We start from the raw sequence: 2,162 nt of genomic DNA, 5'->3' as shown, positions 1-2,162 counted from the left end.
GAGATGGCGATGGCGGCGTCGGCGAGGGTCGCCGAGGGCTCGGAGGACACGGGAGTGGAGGACACGGGACCTCTTCTCGCGGAGGGACGGACGAAGCGGGTGGTGCGGGAAGCACGGAAAAGCTAATGCATTGAATCTCATCCATCCATTAGTGGCGAACGAGTTGCGCCACCGGGCAGCATGGGGCGATGGACGATGCCGGGCTCCGGGAGGACAGTGGGTCGGCGGTGGACGGGCTTCCCCTCACGGGGGAGCCGTTGCCGCTCGACCTGATCAACACGACGTACATCCGGGGTGGACTGCGCGGTCACCCGATGGACGCGCTCACCGCTCCCCACGACCTCGCGCGGTGGCTCCACCTGCACCGCGACTCGTTCGACGGCTCGGAACAGGGGTCCCTCGCCGGCGTGGGCGCGGAGCACCTGGAGATGTTCCGGACGCTCCGCGGGGCCCTCCGGGAGCTGTTCTCGGCCCGGGTCTCGGGCCGGCGACCGGAGCGGGCGGACGTCCGGGTGGTGAACGAGGCGGCCCGGGGAGCGGCCGGATGGCGGGAACTGGAGCCGGACGCCTCGTTCACCGCCGTTTCCCGCCGGCTGGAAACCGACCCCCTGAGGGTCGTACTGGGGGAGGTGGCGACCCGGGGGATCGACCTCCTCGCCGGGCCGGAGGCCGCACGGGTGCGAGCCTGTCCGGCCCCGGGGTGTGTCCTGTACTTCCTGGGGAACCACCCGCGCCGGGAATGGTGCACCCCGGGGTGCGGGAACCGGGTGCGGGTGGCCCGGCACGGTCGGCGCCGGGTGACGGACGCCGACCGTACCGGGCCGGGGAGCGGAGGGGTCAGTTGAGGATGCTCGCGTACACCTCGTCCGCGACGCGCGAGCCCAGGGCGAGACCGGCGGAGTTGTCCCACTCGAAGTGGACACCCAGGTACTTGCGGCTGTCCGCCTTCTCCTGCGCGGCGGCGGAGAAGCTCGGGAAGGAGCGGGTCACACCCTTGGCGTACGGGTCGTCGGTGCCGCCGCTGAAGGCGAGGTCGTCGCGCCCGAAGAAGTTCTCCATGGCGCCGGCCCAGGCGGCCACGACACCGGAGTGACCGGAGACGTAGGCGGGGAAGCTGGGGGAGAAGCTGACGCCGGCGTGGTTCTTGGACAGGGGCTCCCAGGTCGGGTCGGCGACGATCCACGGATTGGGGGCCTGGTCCGCGAGGGTGATGGCGTGGGCCGGGCGCCACAGGTCCCAGTCGGTGGCGTACTTGGAGTCCCAGATGGCGATGGCGGCGTCGGCGAGGGTCGCCGAGGTCAGGGCGAAGAGGCGGGCGCTGTCGAAGGAGTCGCCGTTGGGGCGGTGCTGCCGGTAGATCTCGATGGTGTGGTCGAACTGCTGGCCCACCGGCTTGTAGGTGCCGTCGAGGTCGTTCGCCCAGTAGTGGGCGATCTCGGTCTGCTCGGCGGTGCGGACGGTGGAGTGCTTGCCGCCGATCTCCTTGATCTCGTTGACCTGGGCCGCGTACTCGGGGCTGGCCAGCATCTCCTCCGCGGTCGCGAAGCCGCCGGGCGGGCCGGGCCGGAACTGCGAACCGGACTTCAGCGCGAAGGGCTTGACGCCTCCCCAGTTGGGCGCACCGGCCCCGGCGCCGGGGGCGGGCCGCCAGTGGCCCGGCGCGACGGTCGGCACGTAGGGCGTGGTGTTGGTCGAACCGTCGCCCGTTCGGTGGCTGATCATGGTCCGGGCGGTGGTGGTGCCCAGCAGACGGCCGATGGTGCGCTCGTTGGCGGTGCCGACATCGGGCATCGAGAGGGCCGTCTGCAGCTTGGCGTCGAGGTCGGCCCGGGGGTAGTCGGGGAAGGCGCTGCGCAGCGTGGTGTAGGCGGCGTAGTCGATGGCCGTGTTCAGGGCCCCCGTGACGCCCTGCGCGTAGTCCCTCTTCACGAGGTAGGGCTCGCCGATGTCCCCGATGGAGTTGACGGCGTCGTAGATCGCCAGGTCCATCATGGCGGCGCCCCGGGTCAGGGGGCCGGGGGTGCCACCGTGCTGCCGGAAGATGTCCAGCACCACGGTGTTCCAGTACAGCACGTGATCGTTGTCGCCCCGCGCGGTGTGCGGGGCGACGGGGGCGGACGTCGGGGCGGGCGCGGCGAGAGCCGGGGTGGTGGAGGCGACGC

At 71.7% G+C, this 2,162-nt stretch carries 2 protein-coding genes; one reads left to right on the top strand and one right to left on the bottom strand.

All coding sequences use genetic code 11. The features are described 5' to 3' along the window. The first annotated feature begins 188 nt into the window (after positions 1 to 188). Positions 189 to 845, top strand: coding sequence for a CGNR zinc finger domain-containing protein (locus FOE67_RS23525; RefSeq protein WP_182666848.1), 657 nt, complete (start codon positions 189 to 191; stop codon positions 843 to 845). On the opposite strand, the gene FOE67_RS23520 is transcribed toward FOE67_RS23525, so the two are convergent. After that, the coding region (locus FOE67_RS23520) for a vanadium-dependent haloperoxidase (protein ID WP_182666847.1) at positions 838 to 2,162 on the bottom strand (1,325 nt) is incomplete at its 5' end. The two genes, FOE67_RS23525 and FOE67_RS23520, sit on opposite strands and share 8 nt — an antisense overlap.

The sequence above is a fragment of the Streptomyces calidiresistens genome (genome assembly GCF_014141525.1).
GTDB lineage: Bacteria > Actinomycetota > Actinomycetes > Streptomycetales > Streptomycetaceae > Streptomyces > Streptomyces calidiresistens.
The sequence above is the reverse complement of the archived record's forward strand: the minus strand, read 5'-3'. Positions and strand labels throughout refer to the sequence as shown.